19 protein-coding genes are annotated in these 25,997 nt (G+C 67.1%); 6 read left to right on the top strand and 13 right to left on the bottom strand.

The features are described from left to right. The first annotated feature begins 30 nt into the window (after positions 1-30). The gene (locus AC1AZA_RS03110; RefSeq protein ID WP_476513284.1) at positions 31-1,035 is read left to right on the top strand and encodes a hemagglutinin; all 1,005 of its coding nucleotides are present in this window, start codon (positions 31-33) and stop codon (positions 1,033-1,035) included. Positions 1,036-1,214: 179 nt separating this feature from the next. On the opposite strand, the gene AC1AZA_RS03105 is transcribed toward AC1AZA_RS03110, so the two are convergent. The 3 genes from AC1AZA_RS03105 to AC1AZA_RS03095 form a co-directional block, all read right to left on the bottom strand. Beyond that, positions 1,215-3,572, bottom strand: coding sequence for an ArnT family glycosyltransferase (locus AC1AZA_RS03105; RefSeq protein ID WP_476513283.1), 2,358 nt, complete (start codon positions 3,570-3,572; stop codon positions 1,215-1,217). 11 nt (positions 3,573-3,583) lie between these two features. Then, on the bottom strand, positions 3,584-4,504 hold the full coding sequence (locus tag AC1AZA_RS03100) for a dolichyl-phosphate beta-glucosyltransferase (RefSeq protein ID WP_476513282.1): 921 nt from the start codon (positions 4,502-4,504) through the stop codon (positions 3,584-3,586). Between the two features lie 228 nt (positions 4,505-4,732). Continuing rightward, positions 4,733-5,296, bottom strand: a complete 564-nt coding sequence (locus AC1AZA_RS03095; protein ID WP_476513281.1) for an Ltp family lipoprotein — start codon at positions 5,294-5,296, stop codon at positions 4,733-4,735. A gap of 238 nt (positions 5,297-5,534) precedes the next feature. Between AC1AZA_RS03095 and AC1AZA_RS03090 the strand changes: the two genes are divergently transcribed. Together AC1AZA_RS03090 and AC1AZA_RS03085 are read left to right on the top strand one after the other, a co-directional pair. Then, complete coding sequence (locus tag AC1AZA_RS03090) at positions 5,535-6,800, top strand: sensor histidine kinase (RefSeq protein WP_476513488.1); 1,266 nt, start codon at positions 5,535-5,537, stop codon at positions 6,798-6,800. A 76-nt stretch (positions 6,801-6,876) separates the two neighbouring features. After that, positions 6,877-7,587, top strand: coding sequence for a response regulator transcription factor (locus AC1AZA_RS03085; RefSeq protein WP_476513280.1), 711 nt, complete (start codon positions 6,877-6,879; stop codon positions 7,585-7,587). On the opposite strand, the gene AC1AZA_RS03080 is transcribed toward AC1AZA_RS03085, so the two are convergent. Beyond that, positions 7,584-8,075, bottom strand: coding sequence for a type II toxin-antitoxin system VapC family toxin (locus AC1AZA_RS03080; protein WP_476513279.1), 492 nt, complete (start codon positions 8,073-8,075; stop codon positions 7,584-7,586). The two genes, AC1AZA_RS03085 and AC1AZA_RS03080, sit on opposite strands and share 4 nt — an antisense overlap. A 3-nt stretch (positions 8,076-8,078) precedes the next feature. Beyond that, a complete protein-coding gene (locus tag AC1AZA_RS03075; protein WP_476513487.1) occupies positions 8,079-8,435 on the bottom strand; it encodes a type II toxin-antitoxin system RelB/DinJ family antitoxin in 357 nt (118 codons plus the stop codon). Between the two features lie 439 nt (positions 8,436-8,874). Between AC1AZA_RS03075 and AC1AZA_RS03070 the strand changes: the two genes are divergently transcribed. Beyond that, positions 8,875-9,666 (top strand): hypothetical protein, encoded by a 792-nt coding sequence (locus AC1AZA_RS03070; RefSeq protein ID WP_476513278.1) that lies wholly within the window; start codon positions 8,875-8,877, stop codon positions 9,664-9,666. A 170-nt stretch (positions 9,667-9,836) separates the two neighbouring features. Then, a complete protein-coding gene (locus AC1AZA_RS03065; RefSeq protein ID WP_476513277.1) occupies positions 9,837-11,963 on the top strand; it encodes a GmrSD restriction endonuclease domain-containing protein in 2,127 nt (708 codons plus the stop codon). Between the two features lie 223 nt (positions 11,964-12,186). Here AC1AZA_RS03065 and acnA read toward each other — a convergent pair whose 3' ends face one another. The 8 genes from acnA to AC1AZA_RS03025 all read right to left on the bottom strand — a co-directional run bounded on the left by acnA (position 12,187) and on the right by AC1AZA_RS03025 (position 24,072). Further along, entirely contained in the window at positions 12,187-14,901 is a 2,715-nt protein-coding gene (gene acnA, locus AC1AZA_RS03060) for an aconitate hydratase AcnA (RefSeq protein ID WP_476513276.1), read from the bottom strand. A 74-nt stretch (positions 14,902-14,975) separates the two neighbouring features. Beyond that, entirely contained in the window at positions 14,976-17,492 is a 2,517-nt protein-coding gene (locus AC1AZA_RS03055; protein ID WP_476513486.1) for an HAD-IC family P-type ATPase, read from the bottom strand. 101 nt (positions 17,493-17,593) lie between these two features. After that, positions 17,594-18,169: a hypothetical protein gene (locus AC1AZA_RS03050; protein ID WP_476513275.1), complete on the bottom strand. Its 576-nt coding sequence runs from the start codon at positions 18,167-18,169 to the stop codon at positions 17,594-17,596. Between the two features lie 34 nt (positions 18,170-18,203). Further along, the gene (locus AC1AZA_RS03045) at positions 18,204-19,493 is read right to left on the bottom strand and encodes a class I SAM-dependent RNA methyltransferase (RefSeq protein WP_476513274.1); all 1,290 of its coding nucleotides are present in this window, start codon (positions 19,491-19,493) and stop codon (positions 18,204-18,206) included. A gap of 35 nt (positions 19,494-19,528) precedes the next feature. Further along, positions 19,529-20,281: a DUF3159 domain-containing protein gene (locus AC1AZA_RS03040; RefSeq protein ID WP_476513273.1), complete on the bottom strand. Its 753-nt coding sequence runs from the start codon at positions 20,279-20,281 to the stop codon at positions 19,529-19,531. Next, the gene (locus AC1AZA_RS03035) at positions 20,278-21,114 is read right to left on the bottom strand and encodes a DUF3710 domain-containing protein (protein WP_476513272.1); all 837 of its coding nucleotides are present in this window, start codon (positions 21,112-21,114) and stop codon (positions 20,278-20,280) included. Before AC1AZA_RS03035 ends, AC1AZA_RS03040 begins: the two co-directional genes overlap by 4 nt. Before the next feature lie 68 nt (positions 21,115-21,182). Then, positions 21,183-22,043 carry an exodeoxyribonuclease III gene (locus AC1AZA_RS03030; protein WP_476513271.1) on the bottom strand — a complete coding sequence of 287 codons (861 nt, stop codon included), beginning with the start codon at positions 22,041-22,043 and terminating at the stop codon, positions 21,183-21,185. A 34-nt stretch (positions 22,044-22,077) separates the two neighbouring features. After that, entirely contained in the window at positions 22,078-24,072 is a 1,995-nt protein-coding gene (locus tag AC1AZA_RS03025) for a CocE/NonD family hydrolase (protein WP_476513270.1), read from the bottom strand. Between the two features lie 431 nt (positions 24,073-24,503). On the opposite strand from AC1AZA_RS03025, the gene AC1AZA_RS03020 reads away from it, so the two are divergent. After that, the gene (locus AC1AZA_RS03020) at positions 24,504-25,919 is read left to right on the top strand and encodes a C1 family peptidase (RefSeq protein ID WP_476513269.1); all 1,416 of its coding nucleotides are present in this window, start codon (positions 24,504-24,506) and stop codon (positions 25,917-25,919) included. The last annotated feature ends 78 nt before the right edge of the window (positions 25,920-25,997 follow it).

Genomic DNA, 25,997 nt, shown 5'->3' with positions numbered 1-25,997 from the left:
ACAGTCTCCCCCGCTACAATGGCGGCCGGTATGAACAGAAACGCACAGACAGGCAAAGGCCGCGGCAGGAACGGCGGCAAAGGAGCGAAGGCTCGCGCTTCCGCGCGGAAATCCGCCGCCGCACGCCGGCATGGCCTGCGGGATGGCATCGCCACGCTCAGGCTCTCGGATTTCCTGCGCTGGCAGCGTTCGTGGCATCGGGCCGGACTGGTCAAGAGGCTGGTCATGGCGCTCACCGCGTTGGTGGCGATCGTGACCGTGGTGGCGCTGGTGCTCGCCATGGTGCGCGTGGTGGAGTACCAGCGGCTGGTGGCTTCCACGCGCGAGCAGCAGCGCGAGTGGACGGTCGAATACGACTTCGACCCCGGCAACATCATCTCCGACGCACAGTTTTTCGATGCGAACGCCATGAGCGTGGACGACGTGCAGTCGTTCCTCAACGACAAGGGTGCGAAATGCTCCGGCGGCCAGTGTCTCAAATCCAAGACCTTCGATGTGGACGCCCGTGATGCGGACGACCTGTGCGCCGCGGTTTCCGCCGCCACCGGCCAGACCGCCGCGCAGGTGATCGACACGGCCGCGCACGCCTGCGGCATCAGTCCCAAGGTGCTGCTCACGCTCATGCAGAAGGAGCAGCATCTTGTCACGGCCGCCCCGCCGAGCGACTGGAACTATCAGGCCGCCATGGGCCTGAGTTGCCCGGATGACGCCAGCTGCGACCCGCGCTACGCCGGCTTCGTCAATCAGGTGATCGGCTCCGCACGGCGGTTCCGGTACTATCTGGCCAACGAAAAGCGCTACCGGTTCCGCACGGGTAGGGTGAATGCCATCCAGTACCATCCGAGCAAGATCTGCGGCACCGGCAACGTGTTCATCGAGAACGACGCCACCACCCTGCTATACATCTACACACCCTACCAGCCCAACGCGGCGGCCCTGGCGGCGGGGACCGGCACCGGAGACGCCTGTTCGAGCTACGGCAATCGCAATTTCGCCATCATCTACTCCGGCTGGTTCGGCGATCCTAGGAATTGACGGGAACCCGGTTCACGCGATGAACTGTCGATCATCGTGTGAACCGGGTCCGGTGTGCGATTTCGCGGCCGTTTCCTTGGAATCCGGCCGATCCGTATGTGCAGTTATGAGCGTTTCCGGGCATTTTCCGGTTCACAAGTTTTTTCGAGGATCATCTCGTGAACCGGAAAATCATGTTGTCAGCCCTGCGTCAGGTCGTAGATGGTCACACCATCCACGGTCTGGGCCTCGAAGTTCTCGGCCACCCACGCGGCGATCTCGCTGGAGGCGCTGGAGCCGCCCAGCTGGTTGCCACCCATGCCGCCGCCACCGATGTAGTAGTGGATGCGGCCTTCCGCCACGTACTGCTTGAACTGTTCGAGCGTGGGGCTTGGGTCGGAGCCGTTGAATCCGCCGATCGGCATGACCGCCTGCTCGCTGGCCAGCTGGTAGCTGGCCGCATTCTGCGAGCCGGTGGTCGCCGCAGCCCACGTGTACTGGTCGGCATCCTGCTGGAGCATCTCGACGATCGTCGCGCTGGCCGAACCGCCGCCCAGCAGGCCGCCGCCCATGCCGCCGCGGTTCATGCGGCCGTCAGAGGAACCGTCGGTTGACCCATCGGACGAGGAGCCATCAGCAGAACCATCGGACTGGGACGACCTGCCGTCTGACTGACCGCCGCTGGCATTCTGCCCATTCTGGCTATTCTGGCCATTCTGGCCATCGCTGCCGCCCGTGGATTGCCCGTCGGAGCCGGTGAAGCCGTCTGTACCGGAGGAGCCGGGACCTGCTCCTCCCGGGAAGCCCTGACCGGGACCGCCCATGCCATCCTGGCCGCCGAAGCCGCCACGCCCGCCACCGGGTCCGCCGGGTCCGCCGCCCATGCCGGTGGCATTGGTCACGTTCGGGCCTGCGGTGACGATCGAGCCCTGATGCCCGGTGGACACCGTATAGGCAGTCCATGCGACCGGGCCGGCGTACAGGGCCAGTCCGGCGAGTGCCAACGACCCTACGGCCACCAGGTGCATCACGACCGCGGCACCCGCCGAGCGCAGACCGCGCATGCCGCGCATCGGCACGGCGGCCAGACTCAGCACGGCCAGTCCGAGCGTGGCAAGCAGGCCGACGAGGAGTACGACCCCCTTCAGTGCCGGCAGCCATGTGGACCGGCCGAGTAGCTCGAACGCCCACAGCGTGGTCACGAACACGGTCAGCATGGCCAGTCCCCGCGCCCAGAACGTGTCCCTGCGCTCCCACAGCGAGGCCACGGCGATGCCGGCGAGCGCGGCCACGGCTGGCGCGAGCGCCACCGTGTAGTACTGGTGAAAGATGCCCGCCATGGTGCTGAACGTGGCCCAGGTGACGAGCAGCCATGCGCCCCAGACAGTTACGCCGGCACGGCGGATGTCGGTGCGGCGCGTGCGACGGCATACGATGAGCCCTGCAATGATGCCCACCGCGGCGACGGGCGCAAGCCAGGCGATCTGCCCGCCGTACTCGCCGTCGAACAGTCGGGTCAGGCCGGTCTGCCCCCACATGCCGCCGCCGTTGCCGCCGCCCGGCCCCCCGTTGCCGCCGCCTACGACGGCCCCGGTTTCGTTGCCGGTCAGACGCCCGAACCCGTTGTAGCTGAACGTGAGTTCCAGGAAGGAGTCGGTCTGCGAGCCGCCGATGTACGGGCGGGAGCCGGAGGGGACGATCACGGTGAGCAGCACCCACCAGCCGGCCGCAACGACCATCGACGCCGTGGCGATCAGTCCGTCCGCGATCCTGCGCAGCCATCCGGTGGGGGAAGCGACGAGGAAGGCGAGCGCGAATCCCGGCAATACCAGAAACACCTGCATCTGCTTGGTGAGGAAACCGAAGCCGATGAGCACGCCGGCGAGCGCCATCCACGCGGTGCGGCGGCGGTTTGCACGCCGCTCGTCCGGGTATTCGAGCGATCGGAGCACGGCGTATGCCGCGGCCGTCATGAGCGTGACGAGCAGGGCGTCCGGATTATTGAACCGGAACATGAGCGCAGCCACCGGCGTGGTGGCGAGCGTGAAGCCGGCGACGAGACCGGCCGCATCCCCCCAGTAGCGCCGGACGCCCGCGTAGACAAGCCACACGGACACCATGCCGCACAGGGCTTCCGGCAGGAGGATGGCGAAGGAGCTCAGGCCGAAGATGCGCACGGACAGTGCCATGAGCCAGATGGCTGCCGGCGGCTTGTCCACGGTGATGGAGTTGCCCGCGTCGGAGGAGCCCCACAGGAACGCCCACCAATCCACTGAACCGGCCTGTGCCGCGGCGGAGTAGAACTCATTGGCGTAGCCGGAGGCGGTGAGGTTGACGAACATGACGATGAGGCTGAAGCCCATCAGCGTGCCGAAGCCGATCCAGCCGGCCTTGGTGCGTTTGCCGACGACCGCACCGCGTACGGTGACCGGGTCGACCGGACGGACGAACCGGCCGCCGTTCACGCCGGCGAAGCTTGGCCAGCGCAGGCCGCCAAGGCGCGGACGCGGTCGGGAGCCGTGCACGGCGGAAGAGGGGGTGGCTGCGATGTTGCTCATGGTTCCTCCCCTCACAGTGCGGCCGGCGCGGGCGCGGCGGTCGGTGCGGGCGCGGCGGTCGGTCCGGAGGTGGCCGATGCGGCGGCGGAAGCGTTCGCGGCCTCGCGTTCGCGGCGCAGGGCCCTGAGCGTGCGCCTCATGCGCCACATGCCCTTGAGGTCCTTGCTCACCGTGTCCGGAATGTTCACCGTGGTGCCGGCGTCCTCCACCCAGCGCACCGGGAACTCGTAGATGGCAAGGCCCATGTTCTGGGCGAGGAGCAGGAGTTCCGTGTCGAAGAACCATTCGTTGTCCTGCACGAGCGGCAGCAGCGTGCGTGCGGCCGTGGCGGACACGGCCTTGAAGCCGCATTGCGCGTCGTGGAACGCGGCTCCCAGCGTGGTGCGGAGCATGGCGTTGTACGTGCGGGAGATGACCTCGCGCTTCAGAGACCGTGTCACGTCGGATTCGTCGAACAGGCGGCACCCGATGGCCACGTCCGCCCCGCCGTACAGCAGGGAGCCGACGAGCGTGCCGGTCAGGCGGATGTCGGTGGACAGGTCCACGTCCATGTAGGCGAGCACGCGGGCGGCCGATTCGCCCCAGGCGAGCTTGAGCGCGCGGCCGCGGCCCTTGGCGGCGATGCGCACGGCCCGCACGCGGTCGGGATACTGGAGGGCGAGCTGCGCGGCGATGGGCCACGTGGCATCGGTGCTCGCATTGTCCGCGATGACGATGTTCCACGTGTACGCCCATCCCTCGGTCTGACTCGAAGCCAAGTGGTTCATGAGCGCGGTGACCGAGGCGGCGAGCTGCTCCTGCTCGTTGTAGACGGGAATGACGATGTCCGCGTCCACGCGCCGCGGGTCGCCCACGCGCTCCACGATCATGGATGCGGCAGGCGCTTCGACCGGCGGCGCGGATGGCGGTTGCAATGGTGATGTTGTGTTCATGCCTTCCATGCAACCGCCGCAACCCTAGCGTCCTCTGGCCCGCCGGTCAAGGGAGCCCGGCAATCCCGGAAAAGCCCGCCGAAGGTTTCCTGAACGCCGGCTGGAAGCGGGAAGGTCGCACGGGGGAAGCAACCGCTGCGTTTCTTCCCCGTGCGTTTCTTTCCCCCGTGCATCATCGGCCCATGCGTAATCGGCTCATCAGCCTGACCGACCGCCCGTCAGATGACCTCACTCATTGAGGTGCTCGATCGCGTAGGCGGCCTCCGCTTCCGTGAACTTTTCACCGTGCTGGCTGGTGAGTTGATCGCGAATCGCCTCGGAAGACATGGCCATGGACTTCTGATATTCCTTGGCCTTGGCCAGGGCGTTCGCATTCCAATCGGCCTTGACGTTGTCCACGGCATACTGGGCGGCCTCCTTGGAGAACTTGCCGCCGTATTCGCTGGTGAGCTGGTCGAACACGCCCTGCTTCGACATATGCATCATGTTGGCGTAGGAGTCCGCCTGCCGAAGCGCCGACGTGTAGTCCGCCGGCACGCTGGGCGACTGGGATTCCTGCGGCTGCGCGGACTGCGACGGAGCCTGCTGCGACGTGGTCTGCGATTGCGTCTGGGAGCCGGCGGACGGATTCTGCGTCTGCGTCCCGCCGTTCATCTGGCTGCCGGCCGCGGCGATCACCACCACGATCACGATGAGCCAGAACCACCAGCGCTTCAGCAGTGATTTCTTGCGTTTCGGTTCCGCTGCAGGTCCCGGCGCGGCGGGATGCTGGGGCGTGCTTGCATTCGTCATGATTCCTTCTTTCGTTCGTTCTCCGTGGCGACGATTCCAAGCTATGCAATGCCGTCTGCGCCCGCCATTGGCCGACATGCCGTTCCCGTCTGCCCGTTCGGGCAACTGAACTCCCGCGATTCCGCCCGTCCGTCCGATGGCGCCGGCGTGCGCGCGGCAATACAGTGGAGGCATGACTTCGCACGATCCCATTGCCGACGACGTACCGGTGCACACCCGTCGCTGGTGCACGGTCGCCATGATTCCGACGGCGGTGTTCTTCTGTCTCGTTCAGGCGTCGTTCGTCTTCGACAGCTCCCCTTCCCGGCCGGATAGCAACCCCTCCGTGTGGGCGATGGTCGCCATGCTGGCGGCCTTCGCCGCCCCGTTTCTGCTGCTCATGCGCGACGCCCGCCCGGAGGCGACGTTCTGGTGCTGCCTCGCCACGGTGACGGCGCTCCCCTTCTCCCCGATGCTCATGCTCATGGCGTTGACGTCGACGATCGCCCGGCGCAGCGACCGAAGGCGCACGATCCGCGTATGCACAGCGGGCACGCTCGCTTGTCTGTGGGCGGAGCTGCGCGACGCGTGGCATCCAGCAGACGACTCGGTATGGCACATGCTGTTCGCCGAGCAGGGTACCGGGTACAACGGCGAGCCGATCATCGTGCTGGCGTCGGAGGAGACGATCGCCGCGACGGCCGGCACGGTGGCGGTGATCGAAGCCGCGGTGGCCATTCTGCTCGGCCTGCACATCCGCTCCCGCGCCCGCCTGAGCGAGGCGGACGCCCGTGCACAGGCCGCGCAGGACAGGGCAGACAACCTGAAATCCGATCTGACGAACCAGCAGCTGGCGGATGCGATCGCCGCGGAGGCGCATGACACGCTCGCCCATTCGCTCTCGCTCATCGCCCTGAATGCGAGCGCGCTGAAGACGGAGGCGGCTCGGCTTCCGGATTCGCCCGAAGCCCGATCGGTGGCAAACAAGGCGGAGGATATTCGCCGTCAGGCCGCGGGCGCCTTGGACGAGGCGCATTCGATCATCGACATGCTGCGCAATCCGGCGCAGGCGTGGAAGCAGCTGACCCCGTCCACGGATACGTCGCTCACCCGCGAATCGCTGGACGCGCTGATCGCCGACGCCCGCAATTCCGGCATGCAGCTCAACACGTGGATTGACGTGAAGCAGCTGAGCGGGTTGGACGACGGCGTGGCGAAGGTGGCGTACCGGGCGATTCAGGAGGCGCTCACCAATGCGCGGCGGCACGCGCCGGGCATGCCGGTCTCGCTGGAGGTGGGGGCGGATCCGGCCGCCGACGTGCATCTGCATGTCAGCAATCCGCTGGTGCCCGAGGTGACCGCCGAGGCGGCTGCCTCACCGCAGGAGGACGGGTCACGGGACGCGGGCAGCGGCGCCGGATTGCCCGGATTGGCGGCACGCGTCGCATCCTCCGGCGGAACCTGCAAATATGGGGTGGACGACCGCCGTACGTTCCATGTGGACGTGACCCTGCCGTGGCGCTGACGGTCAGGCGACGGGTAGGGCGGCCGGCCGGATCGGTCGGCCGGATCGGTCGGCCAGCCGGCATCGATCGGTTACCATGGCATGTGTGAGTGAGCGGAACAGAGACGGGACGGCGTCGGAACAGACGGTGACGGTAAGCATCATCGATGACGATCCGATGATCTGCCAGGCCATGAGCCTGATTCTTACCGACTATTCGGCAGGGCGCATCCGGGTGGCGTCCACATCCACGGACGGCCAGACGTGCGTGGCGAAGGCGGCCGCGGAGCATCCGAATGTGGTGCTCATGGACATCGCCATGCCGGGCATGGACGGCATCGAGGCCACGCGGCGGCTCAGGGCGCTTGTTCCCGCGCCGCACGTGCTGATCCTCACGTCGCTGAGCCCGTCCGAGACCGTGGAGCGCGCCGTGGAGGCCGGCGCCGAAGGGTTCGTTTCCAAGACCGATGCTCCGGACGCGATCATTCGCCGCGTTCTGGGCGTGTGCGAGGGGTCGCCGCAGTTCAACCCGGCGAGCCAGCGACAGCTCATCGCCGATCTGAGCGCATCTCAGCCCCAAGCCCGCCGGGACGAGGCCCGGTCTATGCTGGACGCCCTGCCCGAGCGCGAACGCGAGGCCGTGCTGCTCGCGGCGGAGGGCTACACGAACGCGGAGATCGCCGCCCGCATGTTCATCTCGGAACGCACCGCGAAGGCGCACCTGTCGTCCGCGGCGGACAAGCTCAATATGGGCCGCGTGCAGATGGCCCGTCTCGTGGAGCGCGCCGACCTGCCCGCACGGGATTAGGACCGCGCCGATTCCAGTAGATGTTCCAGACTGATGCAGTAATCAGGAAAATGCGCGATGAGTTCCGCATCCACAGTCACCACGCACGCGGCGTGCGACTTCATGGCGGCCGCCACGATGAGGTCGTCTTCAAAATCATCGTGACGTGTCTGCAGGCGCAAGGCCGCCTTACAGACATCCGCGTCAACGTCAACCACATCGCATAATTGCATCGTCTCTTCCACGCAACGCCACGGCAATCGGCTCGCCAGCATGCGTGACATGACATTTTCCACTTCGGATTCGCCATGCGGGAACCGCCGGCGCACCATCATGCCGGTCAGATACGCGATGTCCTTGAGCGACAATGATGCGCACAGCAACGTAACGTTCCGGTCCGCGCCAAGTCGCATGACGCGGGACGCCGTCTTTCCTCGCTCTCCCCGCTGCAAAAGATGATCCAGAAGCACATTGGTATCCACCATGATGCGCTGTAGTTCAGTCGACATGACTCATGCCTCCCGTTCCAGATATTCATCGAGTTTGCGCGCATACATGGAGTCTCGCAGTTCCTTGTAGGACATTCCCTCCATGAGGTCCTCGTCCTCGCCGATGAGCCCGGCCTTCACGAGTTCGCGCTGCACCATGCCGGCGGACTCCTCCACGATCCTGAGCCGGCGCCGGCGTTCCTCCTCGAGCGCGGCCTCGTCCGCCCGGGTCGTCAGATCCGGCATGGCCTTGCGGTCCGCAACGTATGCCCACAGCGCACGGACCGCATCGGTCGCGGACACGCCCAGCTCTTTGAGCGCCTTGTCCCCGGCCTCCTTGAGGTCCTCGTCGATGCGCACGTTCATCTGTACCGTCGCCATCATCCGCTCCTTTCCGCGGCGCACGCCCCGCCGACTCGCCACCGATCCCGCATGCCGATGCCCGCATGTCCACGGCACGGACGACACGGTCATGCGCGCGGCGTTGCCACGCTGTTGATATACAGTATAGCTGTCATGGCGGACATGACATCCACGGCGCCGGCGCACAGTGGAGGCATACAGTGGAGACATATAATGGAGGCATACGCGGCCCCGCGTATCGCAACGAAGCGAGGTGAGGACCATGTCGGTCACAGGACGGCAACCGCAGCAACCGCAACGGCGTTCGACGGCATTGCCGTCGTCGGTGCGTCAGCGTCCCAGTGCGCCCGCAGGCAGCGGACGGCCCCCGCAAGGCGAACGCCGGCGGGCCCTGCCGCGATCCGCGCGCATCGGGCTGACCGCCGCCGTCGCAATCGCCCTGACTGCGCTTCTGGTCATGGCAGCCAACGCCGTCATGGGCATCGTTCCCTCCCTTGACCCCACAATTCCGGAGCGCAGCTGGTCCACCACGTCCATGCCGGTGCGCTACCGCGAGGAGTCGGCCGACGCGCGGCAGGACATCGAACCCGTGGAGGAACTGGCGAACGACGAATCCCGCACGGCGTGGTACCACTACGCACCCACGTCCGACGGCGGCATCCGCGTGTTCTTCCCGGCCTCCGATTCCTGCCTGTACCGGCTCATCGTGCGCGAAACCTCGCAGTACGTAGGCATCACGGTGGTCTCCGGCAGCGTGACCCCGGGCTTCTGCAAGCCGGCGGGCGACTCCGGCATCCTCGATCGCTACTCCTCCATGCACGTCAGGCTGTCCGCCCCGCTGGCAGACAGAAAGGCCGTGGAACTGGACGATCTGGCCTTCTCGGCCGCATTCCCGGATACGCCGGGCGACGGACCGCACTTCACGGCGCTCGCCACCGACGTCTCGGCGATTCCCGAGGTGATTCAGGCACTGCAGCCGGACGGGGATCTGCTGTTCGTCGGCGGTGCGGCCTATGCGCGCATGGATGCACAGCTTACCGCCGAGCAGATCGCCGACACCTTAGGCAATCCCACGCGTGCCATCGGCACGGTCGGGCGCACGGTCGGTAGCCACGATTACCTGCGCGACTGGGACGCCACCAAACTGCCGGCAGGCACGCAGCTGTACGCCACCACCGAGCACCGACCGTCCGTGATCTGCGCGAACGTCGGCTGCACGGCGGCCTACCAGCGCATGGTCGAAGGGTGAGCGGCTCGGCGTTCCCGGATCTACCCGTCGGCGACGCAGACAGGTCCGGGAACGCCCGGCCCATACGCGCCCGCTGCTAGGTGGCCTCGCTGCTAGGCTGAAGCAGGGGATGGATACGACCGGTATGCGACCAATCGCACATCGCGGCCGCCCGCCGGAAAGGAGCCGCAATGGCGATCAATGCTAGGGAACTGCCGTTGGGGAAGGTGTTCACGCCGGACTTCCGTTTCTTCGTCCCCTCGTTCCAGCGCGCGTACATCTGGCAGCCGGAGAACATGCAGCAGCTCGTGGACGATCTGCGTGCCGCTGCCCGCAAACCGGACGTCCCGTACTTTCTCGGATCGCTGATTCTGGTGCATGAGGACGGCGACCGCTATGACGTGATCGACGGCCAGCAGCGGCTGGTCTCGCTGTCGATCATCATCGCCGTGCTGCGCGATCTGGAAGAGGACGACGACTGGAGGCAGCGGCTGGACGAGCTGCTGGTGGAGCCGGGCGACAGGCTGCGCGGCATCAGCAACGAGCCACGGCTCACCCTGCGCGAACGCGACGCGGCATTCTTCCGCGAATACGTGCAGGAAGGCAATCTGGAACCCGTCTTCGACATGAGCGACGACGACCTGTCCACCGGCGCGCAACGCAACATCGTGCACAACATCAAAAGCACGTACGACGAGCTGTCCCCACTGACCAAGGACGCACTGCACGCCTTCGCCTCCTACCTCGTCAACCAGGTGACGCTGGTGATCGTCACCACCGACGACCTTGACGGCGCACACCGCATCTTCGACGTGATGAACATGCGAGGCCTGCCGCTCACTGCATCGGACGTGTTCAAGGCGCGGGCCACCTCGTCACTGCCCGCCGCCGAAGCGGACGAGTACGCTGCGCGCTGGGATGACCTCATCGACCCGATCGGCGACGACCGGTCCACCGAGGAATTCTTCGCCGCGTTGCATCGGGCGCTGTCGCATAAGCCCAACGCGACGACACGGCTCATCGAGGAGTTCGTGGCGGACGTGCTCCGGCCGCACATCGACGGCGGCACCGTGCCAGCGTTCATCGACAAAGTGCTCGCCCCGTACGCCACGGCATGGCGGATCATCGCACGACCGAACGAGACGGTGCTGCCCACCGAGGTGACCGACCGTCTGGAATGCCTCAACGACTACCGCAGCCACGAGTGGAAGGCCGTGGCCATGTGGGCACTCGTCCACTCATTCTCCAGATTAGGCAGCAGGGATGTCTCCCCGTTCCGCCAGTCGCACGGGTTGCGTGCCAGTTCCGCACGTGCGGCGAACGCCACGCCCGCCACGCTGGGCATGCATGATGGCGATCGTCTGCTCGCCATTCTCGACGCGTTGGAACGGCTCACCGGCGTGCAGACGCTGAACCGCGCGGACCCGCTGGAACGTCAGGGCTGCGCGGCCGCCGCCATCCGTGACCTCGACCGGGGACTCGCCATGCCGTCCGTGCGCAAGCTCGCCTTCATCGGGTCCGACGACCGCGCGGAGGCTCTGGTTCGCCTGCACGGGGACATGCAGGGCGATGACGCGCTGGTACGGTTGCTGCTGCTGCGCGCCAACGACCGTGCGGCCGGCCGCCACCTGAGCCGGCCGCGCATGTTCAGCGCGCTGCCGATCATGCCGCTCAACATCGACCACGTGCGCTCGTTCGCCGCGTGGACGCCCGACCTGCACGACCGTTGGGTGAACCGTCTGGGCAACATGGCGCTCGTGCAGGGCGGGACGGAGCAGTTCGACGACTATCCCGAATACGCCGACCGTCGCAACCGAATACTGACGCGCAACGCGGCTTCGCGCCAGTTCCCGCTCACCGCCGAACTGGAGACGTTCAGCGCGTGCACGCCGGACATGCTGGAGCGCCGGCAGGAGGAGACGATCCGGCTCATCGCCGAATACTGGGGCATCCGCTATGACGAGCGGCATGTGGATCTCACGGCCGGCAGCACGGACGATCTCGCCGGCAAGAGCAGGGGCAGAACCGCCCGCCGGTCGGGGCGCGTCACCATCCGGCAGGTGATGAAGGCCGGGCTGCTGGCCGCGGGCGAACAGGTGGTGTGGAACCGGCCGCGCAAGGGCGAGCGATGGGTGGCCACGGTCACCGAGTCCGGCATGCTTCGCCTCGAGGACGGCTCGGAGTACAGCTCCCCTACCGCGGCGGCGCGGGCTGCGGCCGGCGGCAAGGGCAGCGGCGGACTGGAGGTATGGAAGCGCTCCTCCGACGGCCGCAAGCTCGCCGACATCTGGCGCGAATGCCGCAACAGCGCCGCATAGGGTCCGCGTGAGGCCCAATCCGCACACGGCTGGCGCGGCGGCTACGGGAGTATGGCCAAACCCGCTCCTTCTGCATCCGGATTAGCCGCCGAACCAGCTACCGAAACAGCATTTGGTGGCGGTTTGGGACACAAAACATGCCTGTTGTGTCCCAAACCGCCACCAATCATTCGTGCGGAGGCAGCGGCCAGCCGGTCCCGGCACGCAGCAGTGCCGGGCTCTGCTACTTCATGAGGTTCCGCAGCACGTACTGCAGAATGCCGCCGTTGCGGTAGTAGTCCGCCTCGCCGGGGGTGTCGATGCGCACCACGGCGTCGAACTCGGTGACCGAGCCATCCCGGTGCGTGGCCGTGACGTGCACGGTCTTCGGCGTCACGCCCGAGTTGAGAGTCTCCACGCCGGAGATGTCGTACGTTTCGGTGCCGTCCAGCCCCAGCGACTCGTAGGACTCGCCCTCAGGGAACTGCAGCGGCAGCACGCCCATGCCGATGAGGTTGGAGCGGTGGATGCGCTCGAAGCTCTGCGTGATCACCGCGCGCACGCCCAGCATCACGGTGCCCTTGGCGGCCCAGTCACGCGAGGAGCCGGTGCCGTACTCCTTGCCGGCGAGCACCACGAGCGGCACCTTGTGGGCCAGATAGTCCTCGGACGCCTCGAAGATCGTGGTGGGCTTGCCCGCGAGGAAGTCGTAGGTGAAACCGCCGGGCGTCACCTCCTCGCCCACGGAGGCGAGCAGCTGGTTGCGCAGGCGGATGTTGCCGAACGTGCCGCGGACCATGATCTCGTGGTTGCCGCGCCGGGAGCCGTACGAGTTGAAGTTCTTCTGCTCCACGCCGCGCTCGGTCAGGTAGCGGCCCGCCGGGCTGGACGCCTTGAACGCGCCGGCCGGGGAGATGTGGTCGGTGGTGACCGAGTCGCCGAGCAGGGCGAGCACGCGGGCGCCGTGGATGTCCTTGACGGGTTCGGGCTCGGCGCTCATGCCGTCGAAGAAGGTCTGGCGGCGCACGTACGTGGACTTCGGGTCCCATGCGAAGCGCTCGCCCTCCGGCACGTCAAGGCCCTTCCAGCGCTCGTCGCCCTCGAACACGGAGGCGTAGTCGCGCACGAACATCTCGCGGCTGATCGTCTCGGAGACCACGCGCTCGATCTCCTCGTTCGACGGCCAGATGTCCCTAAGGTACACGTCCTTGCCGTCCGCGCCGACGCCGAGCGGCTGGGTTTCGAAGTCGAAGTCCATGGTGCCGGCGAGCGCGTAGGCGATCACGAGCGGCGGCGAGGCGAGGTAGTTCATCTTGACGTCCGGGCTGATGCGGCCTTCGAAGTTGCGGTTGCCGCTCAGCACGGCGGTGACGGTCAGGTCGTTCTCGTTGATGGCCTTGGAGATCTCCGGCAGCAGCGGGCCGGAGTTGCCGATGCACGTGGCGCAGCCGAAGCCCACGAGCTCGTAGCCCAGGGCGTCCAGATCGTCCTGCAGGCCGGCCTTGGCGAGGTAGTCGGCCACCACCTGAGAGCCGGGGGCCAGCGAGGTCTTCACCCACGGCTTGGGCTTGAGGCCCTTGGCGTGCGCGTTGCGAGCGATGAGTCCGGCCGCCACCATGACGGACGGGTTGGACGTGTTGGTGCAGGAGGTGATGGACGCGATGGCCACGTCGCCGTTGCTGAGGTCGAAGTCGCCGCGGAAGTCGGTGGAGACGGCCACAGGCTCCTTGACGGTCTTCTCCGTTTCGTAGGCCGGCAGGGTCTTCTCGAACGTGGGCTTGGATTCGGCGAGCACGATGCGGTCCTGCGGGCGCTTCGGGCCGGCGATGGACGGGACCACGGTGCCGAGGTCGAGCTCGAGGTACTCGGAGTACTTCGGCTCCACGTAGTCGGGCGCGGAGGCGTCGCCCCAGAGCCGGTTGGCCTTGGCGTAGGCCTCCACGAGCGCGACCTGCTCCTCGGAGCGGCCGGTCAGGCGCAGGTAGTCGAGCGTCACGCCGTCGATGGGGAAGATGCCGCAGGTGGAGCCGAATTCGGGGCCCATGTTGCCGATGGTGGCGCGGTTGGCCAGCGGCACGGAGGCGATGCCCTCACCATAGAATTCCACGAACTTGCCCACCACGCCGTGCTTGCGGAGCATGTCGGTGATGGTGAGGACCACGTCGGTGGCGGTCACGCCCTCGGGGATGGAGCCGGTGAGCTTGAAGCCCACCACGCGCGGCACGAGCATGGAGATGGGCTGGCCGAGCATGGCCGCCTCCGCCTCGATGCCGCCCACGCCCCAGCCGAGCACGCCCAGACCGTTGACGGTGGTGGTGTGCGAGTCGGTGCCCACGCAGGAGTCGAGGTAGGCAAGGTCGCGTCCGTCGTTCAGGCCGGTCTGCTCCGCCGCCTTGGTCATGACCACCTTGGCGAGGTACTCGATGTTCACCTGATGGATGATGCCGGTTCCCGGCGGCACCACGCGGAAGTTGCGGAACGCCTGCTGCCCCCAGCGCAGGAACTGGTAGCGCTCCCCGTTGCGCTGGTATTCGATGTCCATGTTCTGCTGCAGGGCGTCCGGCGTGCCATACTTGTCGATCTGCACGGAATGGTCGATCACCATGTCGGACTGCACCTGCGGGTTGATGACCTCCGGATCGCCGCCCAGATCCGCCACCGCGTCGCGCATGGTGGCCAGATCCACCACGCAGGGCACGCCGGTGAAGTCCTGCATCACCACGCGCGAGGGGGTGAACTGGATCTCATGGCTCGGCTGCGCGTCCGGGTCCCAGTCGAGCAACGCCCGAACGTGCCCGTCGGTGATGTTGGCGCCGTCGACGTTGCGCACCAGGTTCTCCACCAGCACCTTGAGCGAGTAGGGCAGATGGTCGATTCCCGGCAGGTTGTCGATGCGATAGTAGTCGAAGTCCTTCCCGCCCACCGTCAGGGTGGCGAGTTGATCATCGCGAACGGACATGCTTCCTCCGTGCCTCAAACGAATGCGTCTGTACGATTATCCGCCGTCAATGGGTCGGATGCGTAACAAGAACTCTAGCGTGTCGCACGCATGCGTGCGATAATCCGCCACATCATGGGCACCAGCCACAGGCACAGGAAGAACACGGCCACCGAGCCGCCCATGGCGATGAGCGTGGCGGGGATGAGCCTGCCCTGCGGCACCACGAGGGCGAAGAAGTTCCTGACGAACGGGATGAACAGGCCGATCACGCCGGCGGCCGCAAAGCACGCCACCAGTATGCCGCGCCACCCATTGAGCGGCTGGGCCACGCGGGCGAGCACGAAGATGCCCATCACGAACAGCACGATCGCGCACGTGGCCCTCAGGTCCCCGAGGTCGGCGGCCGAATCGTCCACGTCCCAGCCCATCACCGGCGGCAGGAACCACGCGGCCATGAGCACCGATGCGGCCGTGGCCACGCCGCCGGGCAGGGCGAAATGGACCACGCGTTTGAGGAAGCCCGGCATGTAGCGGCGCGTGTTGGGCGCGAGCGCCAGAATGAACGCGGGCACGCCGATCGTCAACGCGCCGATGTACGTGATGTGCCGGGGCAGGTACGGGTATGGGATGCGCGTGAGCACCACGGCCAGGGAGATGAGCGCCGAGTAGACGGTCTTGACCAGGAACAGGCTGGCCACGCGCTCCATGTTGGCCATCACCTGACGCCCGCGGGCCACCACGTCCGGCAGGTGCGAGAACTTCGAGTCCACAAGCACCACCTGCGCCACGGCCTTGGTGGCGGACGCGGCGTTGCCCATCGCCACGCCCAGATCCGCCTCCTTGAGGGCGAGCGCGTCGTTCACGCCGTCGCCGGTCATGGCCACCACGTGCCCCTGGGTGTGCAACGCCTGCACGATCGCCTTCTTCTGGTCCGGCAGCACACGGCCGAGCACGTCCACGCCCTCGAGCACGCGGGCCAGCTCGTTGACGTCGCCCGGTAGGTCGCGCGCATCCATGGCCACGGGGGCCTCGTCGCCGGTGAGCCTGACCTTGCGAGCGATCGCGCCCACGGTGACCGGATTGTCGCCGGAGATGACCCGGCAGCGCACGCCCTGCTCACGGAACCATGCGAGCGTGGCCGCGGCATCCGGGCGGATGCGTTCGGAGCACAGCACGAGGGCGACCGGGCATGCCTGCGGGTCGAGGCGCGGGGCGGCGTCTTCGGCGGCGTCCGCAGACGTTGCGGCCGCGCCGGAACCGGATCCGGAAGTGTCGGTCCGGACCGCACTCCGATCGCCGCGCGCGATCATGAGCACGCGGTTGCCGTCGTTCGCATACTGGTTGACCCGTTCCAGCAGGCCCGCGTACCGGCCGTCCGCGTAGCCTTCGAACGCGGCGCACAGCACCTCCGGCGCGCCCATGGTCCACACGGAACCGGTCCCCGAAGCGTCGGACAACGAGACCGCGCTCCACTTGCGCGCCGAGGAGAACGGCACGCGGGCCGCCACCGTCCCCGGAGCGAACCCCTCCCCGGCAAGGCCCTTGAGCACGGCCTGCCCGGTGCCGTTGGGCTGCTCCTCGTCGGCCAAATCGTACAGCGCCTGCTTCGTCTCACGCTCGGGAACCTCGTCCGTGAGCATCACGAGATCGGCGTAGGCGATGCCCCCGTCGGTGATGGTGCCGGTCTTGTCCAGATTGAGGCAGTCCACACGCGCCAGCGTCTCCACGGATTCGAGTTCCTGCACCAGCGTGTTCCTGCGGGCCAGACGGATGGCGGCGAGCGCGAAGTTGAGCGAGGTGAGCAGCACCAAGCCCTCGGGGATCATGCCCACCACGCCGGCCACTGCGGAGACCACGGCCGCACGCCATTCGCCGGTCGCCACCGCATGGCTCCAGCCGCCCACGGCGGAGATCTGCGACCAGATGAGCAGCACACACAGAGGCACCACGAGGAACGTCATGAACTTGAGGATCGTGTTGATGCCGCGCGTAAGGTCGGAGACCGTCTTCTTGTACATCTTGGCCTGCGCGGTGAGCGTGGCGGCGTAGCTGTGCTCGCCCACGGCGGTCACGCGCACGAGCGCCAGACCGGAAACGGCGGTGGAGCCGGAATAGACCTGGTCGCCGGTCTTCTTGCGCACGGTGCGAGATTCGCCGGTGAGCATGGATTCGTCGAGCTCGAGGCCCCACGTCTCGACCACGCTCGCGTCGGCGGGCACCTGATCGCCCGATCGGATCCACAGCAGATCGTCCACCACGATCCGATCGTGCGTCACACGCTCGTCACGCCCGTCGCGGCGCACTACGTAGTCGGAGGCCACGAGGATGGACAGCCGGTCCAGCGTGCGCTTGGCCTTGAGCTCGGTGACGATGCCGATGCCGGTGTTGATGATGATCACGAAGCCGAACACCGCGTCCTTCCACGACCCGGTGACGAGCACCATGACCATGGCCGCGAGAATGATGCCGTTGAACAGCGTGAACACGTTGGCGCGCACGATCTGCCCCACCGAGCGCGACGAGGACGTCTTCACCCGGTTGGTCTGCCCATTCTCCTCGCGCCAAGCCACCTCCTGGGCGGTCAGGCCCGTTTCGGCGGTCCGGGGCATGGCTGACGTGCTGCTGGCGTTCGAACTCATATCCCCCAGCCTAGCCGCTCCCCGCGTCGCAGCATTCCGCCGTACACGCCCGTGGACCGGACAGGCCCGGATCAGCCCAGCCGCACGTCCATGGTCTTGGCGTGCGCGTGATCGTCGATCACCTGAATGGAGGCGTCGAAGATGGTGGAGGCGGCCGCGTCGTCGGTCACATGGAAGATCGCGGCGTAGAGCGTCTCGTCCACGGTGACGGGTGCGGTCGGGTCCACGAGGATGACCGGATAGCCGGCCTCGCGCGCGGTCTTGAGTCCCCGCCCCCATCGGTTCACGTCGTTGGGGCCGATCATCACGGCGGACAGGTTGCGGTTGGTCGCGTCGATGATCGCCCGGTCGCCGGCGGCCGGATCCACGCCCTCCATCGACATGTACGCCGTGTCCAGCCCGGCGTTCTGCAGCGCGTCCACGATCGGCTTGTCCGCGGAGGCATCCTGCGAGCCGACGTAGATGACGATCGCATCGGACACATCCACGCCGTCATGCTGGATGGCCGGCTCCGTGGCCTGCGTGTCGCCGACCGCCACGCCACGCGGCACGCAGCCGGAGGCGAGGGTCGTCAGCGCCGCCACGCAGGCGAGCGCGGCGAACAGGCGGGCATGGGCGCGCGTGCGGGCACGGGTCCTTCCAGTCATCGTCATGGCAACCGATTGTAACCGGGACGGCGTATCAGGCCCTGCGGAACAGGGCGACCGTCTCCACGTGGTGGGTCATCGGGTAGATGTCGAACGCGCGCAGGGAGGCGAGTCCGTAGCCGAGCGAGGCGAACGTGGCGGTGTCGCGTGCGAGGCTGGTCGGATCGCAGGCCACGTAGATCACCGCGGAAGCGCCGGATTCGGCAATGCGGCGGCACACCTTGGCGCGGGCGCCGGCGCGCGGCGGGTCGAGCACCACCACGTCGGGGCTTTCCAGATCGTGCGGCACGTGCTGCAGCGTGGCGTACACGTCCCCGCAGCGGGCATCCACGGCGTCCAGTCCGGCCTCGCGCAGGTTGCGGCGAGCGTGGCGCACTGCCTCGGGGGCGCCCTCCACGGTGAGCATGCGCGTGCGTGGTGCGGCGAGCGCGGCCATGGGCAGGGAGAACAGGCCTGAGCCGGAGTACAGATCCCACAGCACGGCGGATTCGGCGCCGTCGAGCGCCTCGCGCACCAGACCCATCACGTGCTCGGGCAGGCGCATGGGGGCCTCGCGGTGGATCTGCCAGAAGCCGGAGGACGCCACCGCATAGCGGAATTCATGGCCGTCCACGCTCATGCGTTCGGTCACGGTCGCGCTGCCGGCGGTCACCTCGCCGCCCACGAGCACCGCGAAGTTGCCGTCATCGGCCTGCGCAGTTCCCGTCTGCACGGCTTCCCTCGGTTCGGGGGCGACCAGCCGGATCTGCGCTCCGGGCACGAAGCCGCCGTCCCACACGTGTTCGCGTTCGGCCATGGCGAGCAGCCTCTCGGTGGCCAGGGGCATGCCGTCCAGTCGCACGCGGGTGTGCGAGCCACGCCGACGCATGGAGGCGTAGCCATCCTCGTCGGCGATGAGCTCGATGCGCGTACGCCAGTTGAGTCCGCCCAGCGCCTCGTCGCCGGGCATGCGCTCCACGGTCACCTCGCCCAGCGCGTCCGGGTCCACATGCCCGAGCCGCTGCATCTGTTCGCGGATCGTCGCGGCCTTCCACCTGAGCTGCCCGGGCAGGGAGACGTGCACCAGATCGGCGCCTCCCACGCCGCCGCCCATGGCGAGCGGGCCGGCCAGCGGCCATGCAGGGTCCACGCGGTCGGGGCTCGCCTCAAGCACCTCGGCCACCTCGCCGGTCCAGAAGCGGTCGTCGCGGTCGTGCGGCTCATCCAGCGTGATGCGCACCTGCTCTCCGGGCAGTGCGAAGCGGACGAACGCCACGCGCCCGTCGATGTGCGTCACGCAACGGCCCTGGTCGGCGTACCGTTCGATGCGGACCTGAACGTCCATGGTGTCAATGCGTCCTTTCGGAAAGAGGATCGTTGTCAGAATGCCCGGCGACCGTCCGCACCGGGCTCGGAGGACTGCTCCGAAGTCTGCTCGGCGGCCCGTTCCGCGGCCCTGTGCCGCATGAGCGGCGTGGCGACGATGAGGTACGAGACCCAGATCGCCAATGCCCAGAACGGGATGCCCATCACGAGCCTCGCGATGCCGAGCGCGGCCACGTTGTTCGTCAGGTACAGCGGCACCTGCACCGCGAGCCGCAGCACGAACAGGCCGGTCCACAGCGCGGTGACGGCCATGTACGCGCGGCACAGGGCGCGGTCGGACCGCCATCCGGCCAACCATGCCTTGAGGTCCGCCGTGGGCAGCGTGCGCAGGAATTCGACCATGAGGCCCACGCCGGGCACACGCACGAGCATCGAGACGGACAGCAGCACCAGATACACGGCGTTGCTGATGAACCCGAACGTGTAATAATTGCGCGCCTCGTGGCTCTTCCACGCCCACACCAGACAGATGCCCACGGCGATGAGCCCGCTCAGCGCGCCGATCAGCGACTGGCGCTGGGCCAGACGCGCGAGCACCTGCACGCCGGCGAGCGCGGCGGAGACGATCACCGTGAGCTGCAGGTTGTTCGTGACGATGAACATCACCACGAACACGAGCCCGGGCAGCATGGACTCGACCACGCCGCGCACGCCGCCGATCGCGTCGATCACGGAGAATTCCTCGGCATCCCCGTCCGTGCCGCCGCCGATCGCGGCGAGCGAGGCGAATCCGGTGCGTTTGCTCAACGGACTTCGGAGAACATCGGGCCGCGGGACAGGGTGGTCTTCACCTCGGTCTCGTGGTCGGAGCTGAGCGGGCCCTTCGGCTTGCCGGGAATCTCGGCGGACTGGCCGTCGGCGTCCTCGGCGGCTTCGGCCTCCTCCATCGCGCGGCGCTGGGAGGGAGTGATGGGCGCGTGCATGGGGATCATGTCACGCGGGGCGAGCGGTTCCTCGCCGCGGGCCACCACGATGCGCGTGAAGTACTCGTCAAGCACGTCCTTCTGCTCCTCGCCGTCCTCTGCGGCCTTGCCGGCGAAGATGCCGCGCAGCATCCAGCGCGGGCCGTCCACGCCCACGATGCGCGTGGTCACGGTGCCGCCCTTCAGATGCACGGGCAGGAGCAGCTCCTTGCCGAACGTGCCGTCCGTCTCGGTGGCCTCCTGGTTGGCGGCGAGCAGGTCGGCGCGCACGTCGTCCCACAGGCCCATGGTCTTCGGAGCGGCGTACGCCTCGAGTTCCAGACTGGAGTTGCCGACGGTGATCACCGCGCCCACCACCGCATTCGTGGCGCGGTCGGCCTTGAGGCGCAGGCCGGCGTTGTCGTACTGCATGGGGATCATCGGCAGCAGCAGGGAGCCGATGTCCAGATATTCGTCATAGTCGGGAACGTTCTCGTCATCCACGTCCCACGGGCCGTTGTCCTCGCCGCGCACGCCGGCGAACGCACCCTGCCCGTTCGGCTCGGCATCGGTGCCGGTCCCTTCGGCTGTCTCGGCCGTCTTCGTTTCCTCCTCTTCGGCAGGCTTGGCGACGTCCTCGTCCTGATGCTTCTTCTTGCCGAATCCAAACAGTCCCATAGGTTCCTCGTTTCGTACCGTTCGAGTGCTGGTTACACAGCCTAGCACGTGCTCCTGCGCCTCTTGCGTCACACGCCGTAGGTGACGGTCAGGGGCGCGTGGTCGGACCAGCGCTCGTCGTAGCTCGGCGCCTTGTCGATCACGAACCCGCGAGCCGTTTCGGCCAGTTCCGGCGTGGCGAACTGGTAGTCGATGCGCCAGCCGACGTTGTTGTCGAACGCGCGGCCGCGCTGGCTCCACCACGTATACGGGCCCTGGATGTCCCCGGCCAGATCGCGCAACACGTCCACGAACTCGTAGTCGGTCAGCCAGCGGTCCACGTACGCGCGTTCGGCGGGCAGGAAGCCGGCATGCGTCACGTTGCCCTTCGCGTTCTTGATGTCCAGCGAGGTGTGCGCAATGTTGAAGTCGCCGCACAGCACCGCCTGCCGGCCGCCGGACGCCGCCTCGTCGCGCAGTTCGGCCAGTCGCGGGCCCATCGCGTCAAGGAAACGGTACTTCTGCATCATCTTGGTCTCGTCGTCCGCCGCGCCGGAATGCACGTACACGCACGCCACGGTGACGGTGTAGCCCTCCGGCGTGACCACGTCGGTCTCGATCCAGCGGCCGGAATCCACGTCCTCGTCGAGACCCGGCAGACCGTAGCGGCGGCCCGTCACCTCGAGGTCAGTCACGATCGCCACGCCGGCGCGGCCCTTGACGCGGCACACCTCGTTCATGCGGGAGAGCTTCTCCGGCACGGCTATGCGACCGGCGGCCGCGTAATCGTCCGCGAACCCGTCGAGGATCGGGTCAAGCTCGGTCTGAGGGGCGCGGACCTCCTGCATGCACCAGACATCGGGCGCATTGGCCCGCACCCATTCGTCCACGCCCTTGCGTCTGGCCGCGCGGATTCCGTTCACGTTCGATGTGGTGATGGTGATCGTCATACCAGCCGACCCTACCCCCGCTCCTGCCCAACGGTCACGCCGCCGCCTTGCCCTCATTCGCATACGGCAGCGTGATGCGTAGCGAGGCCAGGTCCACGTCGAAGTCGCAGGCGGGCACCTTGGCCAGACGGGTCGTGTTGTTCGCGATCTGCAACGCAAGGCGATGCCCGGCGCGCACGGTCCAGTCCGTGGCGAGCAGCGGCACGTCCACCTCGAACCACTCCCCCACAGGCGTTGGCGCGAAGGCGTCGAAACCGGCCGCGTGCGCGGTGGCGATCCACCCGCGCGTCACCACGTGCTCCACCTCGGTGGACCGGCGCGGCACGCACACCGGGTAGGTCGGCTTGTCGTCCGGGGAGGACTGGCCGCACGTGCGCGTCTCCTTGAGCTCCACCAGCGCATGCAGGTCGGGATTGACCTGCACGTAGTTGCCCTCGCCGTATTCGATGAGCTGCACGGTCAGGTTGGTGTCCGGCGCGGTGGCCTTCACCCTCATGCGCACGTGCGGCGTGCCGGACAGATGCAGGTCCGCATCCGTCGGCTCGCTCACGGCCAGCAGGCGATCCTCGTGCGGGGTGAACGCCTCGGCGAGCGGGGTGAGTTCGCGGATGCGGCCGGCGGCCACGTGCGCCACGTGCATCGCGGCCGCACCGCTGCCGTCCGATCGCCCGGCACCGGTCCGCCCGGCGTCGGTCCGATCGCTGCGGTCCGTCTTTCGCTTTCGGTCGGTCGGTTCCGCCGCAGCCACGCCCTGCGCGTCCTGCCCCGCCGCAGCATGCCCGGACACGGCGTCCGGCATCGGATTGCGTTCCGGGGCCAGCATGCCGTCCGCCGTCACGCCCCACGCATGGTCGCGCGTCCCCGGCACCGGCCAGGTCGCGTAATCACGCCACGTGCCGTCCGCGCCCTCAACGGAGGCGACCGGCTCGTCCATGATGCCGTTGTCCACGTCGAGCAGCCAGTGGTCGAACCACCGGTTGAGCGTGCGCACCCACTCGTGATGGCGCACGTCGAACGGGTCGTCATGCCCATACTGGTGCAGCCAGATCTTGCGCGGCACGCCGGCCTCGCCGAGCGCCTGCCAGTAGCGATCCACCTGATTCATCATCACGTTGAGGTCATTGGTGCCGTGCACCAGGAACACACTCGCCTTGAATGCGCCGGCATGCGCGCGATAGTTGCGTTCGCCCCAGAACTCCTCGTTGTACGAGCGATGCTCCTTGTCCGCCCCGGCCTTGAGCGCCGGATAGCCGTCCGGCGCGGTGGAGAAGCGCTGCAGTTTGCCGTTCGCGGTGGACTGGAGGTATTCGGCGAAGTTGTAGGGCTCGTACCAGCCGCCGTCCGCGTCGTCGCCGTCGAGCAGGCAGCCGTTCGGATGGTACCAGTCGTACTGGCTGGAAATGGCGGAGATCGGCACGATGGTCTTCAGGCCCTCGATGCCGGTGGCCGCCATGCCGTTGGCGAGCGAGCCGTCGTACGACTTGCCGATCGCCGCCACGGCACCGGTGCACCAGTAGGCATGGGCGAGGTTCGCATCGCTGCGGTCGTCACGCGTCCAGTAGGCGCGGGCCCGGCCGTTGACCCAGTCCACCACGGCGTTGCACGAGGCGATGTCCCGCCGGCCGCCGATGTCGCAGAACCCGTCGGACAGGGAGGTGCCGGAGGTATCCGGCATGGCGACCGCGTAGCCGCGCGGCACGAAGTAGTTGTCGTAGAAGAACGGGAACTGCACGAGCGGGCTGTTCCACTTGTCGTCCGGGTGGAGGTACTTCTTCTGCTCGCCATGCCGGTCGAGACGCTCGTAGTAGGGGCTCGGGTCCATGATGAGCGGCACCCTGGCCACGCCGTCCAGTTCACGCGGGCGGATGATGTCCACGCGGATCAGGTCGCTCTTCCCGTCGCCATCGGAGTCGAACGGCAGCTCGATGTATACAAACCGTCGGATTGCGTCCTCATAGGAGAACAGTTCCTCGGTGACGCCGTCCGCGCCCACGCGGAACGCTTCGGCGGATGTGCTCGATGCGGTCATGGATGTCCCTTTCCGTACGGTGCCGGCCGGAGATGGGCCGGTCCGGCCTGCGACTGCCATCATATATAACCAACGAAACGCAACAACACGGTTACGACCTACCGCGCGGCTTGAGTGACACTGTGTCATAGCCGCTTCGCGGCCCATGACAGGGCTTCTGCGTTCGTGGGGGACTTTTCGGCATCTGCGCGAAGCCATCTGCGTTCGTGGGGGACTTTTCCTCACACAGGCACCGCGTTCCGATGCGGTTTCGGCATGGTTGAGGTGCCAATCCACAGGACGAAATACCCCACGAACGCAGATACCTCTGTGCAAGGACTAAAAAGTCCCCCACGAACGCAAAACCCGTTCACGCGGGGTGAGTAGACTGCTTCGAGGAATGGGCCACGACGGCCCGCAACCCAAGGCATCCTACGGAAAGGAAGCATCCCATGTCTCAGGCCCAGCCTGAAGCCCTGGCCATCACGCCGGAACAGCTCAAGCGGTATTCCGAAGCGTTCAACAAGGACCGCGCCAATCTGGTGGCTGCCAACGCCGCCGTTTCCACCGGCATTCTCAAGGCCGCCACCGCATACCGGGGCGTGCGTGAACTTCCCCGCACGTTCTCCGTGGAGCTCAAGCAGGGGTCGATCACCAACCAGCAGCACTCCGGCCGCTGCTGGATGTTCGCCTCGCTGAACACGCTGCGCTACGAGCTCATGCACAAGTGGAACCTCGAGGACTTCGAGTTCTCGGAGAGCTACCTGTTCTTCTACGACAAGCTGGAGAAGGCCAACTACTATCTGGAGAACATCCTCAAGACCCTGGACGAGCCGACCGACAGCCGCCTGTTCCAGGAAGTCAACGGCTACCCGGTGGGAGACGGCGGCTGGTGGCAGATGTTCGTCAGTCTCGTGAAGAAGTACGGTCTGGTGCCCAAGGACGCCTACCCGGAGTCCGAAAACTCCCGCAATTCCGAGGCGTTCGAACAGTACCTGCGCACCAAGCTGCGCGAGTTCGCCATCGCACTGCGCGAGGGGCACAGGGCCGGAAAGTCCGTGGAGGAGCTGCGTGCGCAAAAGACGGAGATGATGGCCACCGTGTACCGCATCTGCGCGATCGCGATGGGAGAGCCGCCGGCAACGTTTGACGTGCTGCTGCGCGTCAAGGACGGCGACGACGACAAGGACGGCGAGGCCAAGGACGCCGCCAAGAAATCCGGCATCGATTCGCGCCGCCAGATCGTGGAGCACGGCATCACCCCTCAGGAGTTCTATGCCAAGTACGTGGGCGAGGATCTGGACGACTTCGTCTGCCTGGCCAACGCCCCGCTCGCCAACCGGCCGTTCTTCCGCCGCTATGTGCTCAAGTGGGACGGCAACGTGGCCGAAGCCGGCGGCATGGAGTTCGTCAACGTGCCGCTCGAGGTGTTCCGCAAGGCCGCCGTGGACCAGCTCAAGGCCGGCCACCCGATCTGGTTCGCCTGCGACTGCACACAGTTCTCGCTGCGCAAGGACGGCATCTTCGACAAGGCGTCCGTGCGCGTGGACCAGCTGTTCGGCACCGACTTCGACCTCACCAAGGCCGAGGGTCTCGAGTATCAGGACAGCCCGTCGAACCACGCCATGACGCTCACGGGCGTGAACCTCAACGAGGCCGGCGAGCCCGACCGCTGGAAGGTGGAGAACTCCTGGGGCAAGGACAACGGCGCGGACGGCTACTACGTGGCGTCCGGCGAATGGTTCGACCGCTTCACGCAGGAACTCGTGATCCGCAAGGAATATCTGGACGGGGAGACGCTCAAGGCCCTTGCGACCGAGCCGATCGAGCTCGAGCCGTGGGAGCCGATCTCCCGCATGTGCCGCTGACCCGGAAACCCGGAACGCGGCCCGTGCCGTTCCCGGCTCCCCTCCTCAGGGGAGCCATTTTCACTGCGTGCAATGCGC

It is taken from the genome of Bifidobacterium sp. LH_389 (genome assembly GCF_056357235.1).
This window is presented reverse-complemented; position numbering and strand designations above follow the sequence as displayed.

Bases quoted from the DNA above. Each gene is read 5' to 3' on its own strand.
- AC1AZA_RS03085 (WP_476513280.1), top strand. From the start codon at position 6,877: ATGGCATGTGTGAGTGAGCGGAACAGAGACGGGACGGCGTCGGAACAG.
- AC1AZA_RS03100 (WP_476513282.1), bottom strand. From the start codon at position 4,504: ATGAACACAACATCACCATTGCAACCGCCATCCGCGCCGCCGGTCGAA.
- AC1AZA_RS03020 (WP_476513269.1), top strand. From the start codon at position 24,504: ATGTCTCAGGCCCAGCCTGAAGCCCTGGCCATCACGCCGGAACAGCTC.
- AC1AZA_RS03035 (WP_476513272.1), bottom strand. From the start codon at position 21,114: ATGGGACTGTTTGGATTCGGCAAGAAGAAGCATCAGGACGAGGACGTC.
- AC1AZA_RS03075 (WP_476513487.1), bottom strand. From the start codon at position 8,435: ATGGCGACGGTACAGATGAACGTGCGCATCGACGAGGACCTCAAGGAG.
- AC1AZA_RS03095 (WP_476513281.1), bottom strand. From the start codon at position 5,296: ATGACGAATGCAAGCACGCCCCAGCATCCCGCCGCGCCGGGACCTGCA.
- acnA (WP_476513276.1), bottom strand. From the start codon at position 14,901: ATGTCCGTTCGCGATGATCAACTCGCCACCCTGACGGTGGGCGGGAAG.
- AC1AZA_RS03050 (WP_476513275.1), bottom strand. From the start codon at position 18,169: ATGACTGGAAGGACCCGTGCCCGCACGCGCGCCCATGCCCGCCTGTTC.
- AC1AZA_RS03110 (WP_476513284.1), top strand. From the start codon at position 31: ATGAACAGAAACGCACAGACAGGCAAAGGCCGCGGCAGGAACGGCGGC.
- AC1AZA_RS03090 (WP_476513488.1), top strand. From the start codon at position 5,535: ATGATTCCGACGGCGGTGTTCTTCTGTCTCGTTCAGGCGTCGTTCGTC.
- AC1AZA_RS03080 (WP_476513279.1), bottom strand. From the start codon at position 8,075: ATGTCGACTGAACTACAGCGCATCATGGTGGATACCAATGTGCTTCTG.
- AC1AZA_RS03030 (WP_476513271.1), bottom strand. From the start codon at position 22,043: ATGACGATCACCATCACCACATCGAACGTGAACGGAATCCGCGCGGCC.
- AC1AZA_RS03025 (WP_476513270.1), bottom strand. From the start codon at position 24,072: ATGACCGCATCGAGCACATCCGCCGAAGCGTTCCGCGTGGGCGCGGAC.
- AC1AZA_RS03045 (WP_476513274.1), bottom strand. From the start codon at position 19,493: ATGGACGTTCAGGTCCGCATCGAACGGTACGCCGACCAGGGCCGTTGC.
- AC1AZA_RS03105 (WP_476513283.1), bottom strand. From the start codon at position 3,572: ATGAGCAACATCGCAGCCACCCCCTCTTCCGCCGTGCACGGCTCCCGA.
- AC1AZA_RS03070 (WP_476513278.1), top strand. From the start codon at position 8,875: ATGGCAGCCAACGCCGTCATGGGCATCGTTCCCTCCCTTGACCCCACA.
- AC1AZA_RS03065 (WP_476513277.1), top strand. From the start codon at position 9,837: ATGGCGATCAATGCTAGGGAACTGCCGTTGGGGAAGGTGTTCACGCCG.
- AC1AZA_RS03055 (WP_476513486.1), bottom strand. From the start codon at position 17,492: ATGCCCCGGACCGCCGAAACGGGCCTGACCGCCCAGGAGGTGGCTTGG.